This is a genomic window from Nocardia farcinica (genome assembly GCF_029867845.1).
Lineage (GTDB): Bacteria > Actinomycetota > Actinomycetes > Mycobacteriales > Mycobacteriaceae > Nocardia > Nocardia farcinica_A.
Genome location: NZ_JARWRU010001167.1, coordinates 1 through 2,647, shown reverse-complemented (window position 1 = coordinate 2,647; position 2,647 = coordinate 1). Strand labels below are relative to the sequence as shown.

Annotated in this window: 3 protein-coding genes and 1 pseudogene; 2 read left to right on the top strand and 2 right to left on the bottom strand. The window is 71.1% G+C overall.

The features are described 5' to 3' along the window. Nucleotides 1-709 (bottom strand): annotated as a pseudogene (locus QH283_RS25925) (hypothetical protein); the annotation flags it as partial. Nucleotides 710-899: 190 nt separating this feature from the next. Further along, nucleotides 900-1,502 (bottom strand): CHAP domain-containing protein, encoded by a 603-nt coding sequence (locus QH283_RS25920; protein WP_280505553.1) that lies wholly within the window; start codon nt 1,500-1,502, stop codon nt 900-902. Between the two features lie 259 nt (nt 1,503-1,761). Between QH283_RS25920 and QH283_RS25915 the strand changes: the two genes are divergently transcribed. Continuing rightward, nucleotides 1,762-2,394, top strand: a complete 633-nt coding sequence (locus QH283_RS25915; RefSeq protein ID WP_280505552.1) for a hypothetical protein — start codon at nt 1,762-1,764, stop codon at nt 2,392-2,394. Further along, nucleotides 2,391-2,647 (top strand): hypothetical protein (locus tag QH283_RS25910; RefSeq protein WP_280505551.1); only part of this gene is annotated, 257 nt, incomplete at its 3' end. The genes QH283_RS25915 and QH283_RS25910, both read left to right, overlap by 4 nt.

The following is a 2,647-nucleotide window of genomic DNA, read 5'->3' as shown; positions in this document are numbered from 1 at the left end:
CCCCCTCGCCGAGGGGGGGGGGGGTGACGACCCGCTCGAAGAACTTGCGGCCGAACTCGCCGTAGTCGATCCACTCGAACCGATCGGGCATCGGGCCGCGGGCGCGCCGGCCGTCCACCAGCGACTCGATGTCGAAGATGCGGGCGCGCCGGGCGCGCGGTTCGGCCAGCATGGCGGTGACCCGCTGGGCAACCTCACGCCGGACCAGGCCCGCGATGGGCTCCAACGCCCACTCCAGGGCGGCGTCCACCGCGGAGGCGCGGACCAGGAAGTCGACGTGCTCGGGCTCGATCGGGGGGATGTCGATGACGATGAGCACCGGCGCGGCGGTGCGGGCCCGCAGGGTCAGGTCGATCTCGACGACGGCCTCCAGCCGCAGCGGCTTGCCGCCGAGCAGCACCTTCACCGCCAGGGTGACCGGCACCGTCACGTGGTAGACCACGGCCTCGTCGTGGCGGGCGATCCTCGGCGTGCCGACCCTGCCCTCGGCCAGGAAACCCGCCAGGCCCGCTGGCCCGATGTTGACCGGGCCGAGGCTAACGCCCTGGCCGACCATGCCGGAGATCGCCGCGATGATGCGCTGCTCGGTGACCGCGTGCTCGACGAAGCGTTCCCCGAACTCGGCGTAGCCGATCCAGTTCGGCTCCTCCCGGTGCTCCACACTGCGCTGCATGAGCTCTACCGCCAACTCCCACCTCCGCACGGACATCCGACACGGTACGCGACGGGAGCGGCCGGAGCGCGGCGCGACCACGGGCCGGGTCGCACCGGGTGGGGATCACCGACGGGGCCGGCCGGGGCGGGCCCTGTCCTGCCGATGAGGGGCGGGCAGGACAGGGCCCTTGTCGACAGCGCTGCCGGGCACTGTCACCACCCATAGTAGATGCGCAATGGATTCCTCAGAACCGCCCATAGCCCACGACATCGGTGACGTCGCCGAGCCGGAACCGGTGAATACTCACTTTGCCGAGTTCGTTACCGCCGATCGTGGTGACCGTGTCGCCCTGGGCGTCGAACACGATGTTGGTGTGCTGGCCGAACTCGCTGGCCGGGCCGTAGAGCAGCACGTCACCGGTGCGCGGCTGGTAGCCGGCCCCGATGGGGGTGAACCGCCCGATGCTCTCGTAGTACTCCTGCAGCGTGTACACCCCGGGGATGCGCCATGAGCCGGAGTTCGGGTTCGACAGCGGCCTGCCCGCCTCGCGCATGACCCAGCTGACGAAGTCCGCGCACCAGGGCTCGACGACCCCTTCGGCGTAGTCCGGCCCGGCGCCGGGATCGGCGAACTCCCGCTCGAGCACCTCGACCAGGGCCGACTGGTCGGCGTCGAGCACCGACCGGTCGATGGCGGGGAAGCCGCTCAGCCGCTCTCCGGCCAACGCCGGTTCGCCACGGCCGGTCCACCACAGCGCCCCGGCCACGGCCGCCACCGCGAGCACGAGCACGAGCACCCCGGTGCCGACCCACAGCCCGGTTCTCCTCGCCGACGTCCGCACCGCCATCTCCCCCGCCTCTCCTCGTGCACGCGATCACCGCGTGGCCGTTCGCGCCGACAGATCGCGCCCTGCAGTCTGTCCACATATACAGACGATTCGCGGCCGCCGCGGGTTCCCGCCGCTTTCCCGTGCCGTCGGCCTTTCGCAACACCCCTGAACACGAGTGCGGCCGAACCGAACTCGGACCACCCGGTCGGAAAGACGGGTGTTTCGACTTCGGATTTCGAGGCATGCCACCACCACACGCCCGACGAAGGAGAATCCCGTGTCCACCTCCGTGCTGATCGCGCTGGTCGTGGCGGTCCTCGCCGCCGTAGCGGTCCTGCTGCTGGTCCTGCCGAAAGTGCGCAGCTCGCGCCTGCGCCGCAGGTTCGGCCCCGAATACGACCGCATCGTCGCCGAGGCCGACGACCGAGCCGCCGCCGAACGCGAACTGCGCAGGCGCCAGCAGCGTCACGCCGAACTCGACCTGCGTCCGCTGCCCGAGGAACGCAAGCGCCACTACACCGCCGAATGGGTTGCCGCCCAAGAACGTTTCGTCGACGATCCGCGCGGCGCGCTCGCCGAGGCCGACCGCCTCGTCACCGCCGTGGCCACCGAGCGCGGCTACCCGACCGGCGACCACGAGCAGCGGCTGGCCGACCTGTCCGTCGCGCATGCCGAGGCGCTCGAGCACTACCGCCGCGGCCGCGAAACCGCCCGCGCGAGTTCGAATGCCCGCGCGGGCTCGGAGACGGCCACCGAGGACCTGCGCACCGCCCTCGTCGCCTACCGCACCCTGTTCCTCGACCTCGTCGGCGCCGAGAAGATCACGGGCGCGGAGATCACGGGCGCGAACACCCACCCGGGCACGAACACCACCACCGATGTCCCCACCGAGAAAGGCGCCCTCCGATGAGCACCGAATCCCGAATCCGTAACTTCGTCGACAAGTTCGAGCGCAACGGCAGCGCGCCCCGCGACGCGGCCCACGCCTCCGACGGCCGGACCGCCTCCCCCGCGAACGAACAGGACACGCCCGAGATCGTGGACGCCGAACTCGTGGACGATTCGCAGACAACGACTTACGACCGCTCCTCGACCGCGGACCCGCTGTCGGCGGCCGAGGAGATCCACATCGGCGGCGACCACTCCGCCCACCGGGACGACAT

Coding starts and splice junctions, on each gene's coding strand:
- QH283_RS25920 (WP_280505553.1), bottom strand. CDS start 1,502: ATGGCGGTGCGGACGTCGGCGAGGAGAACCGGGCTGTGGGTCGGCACC.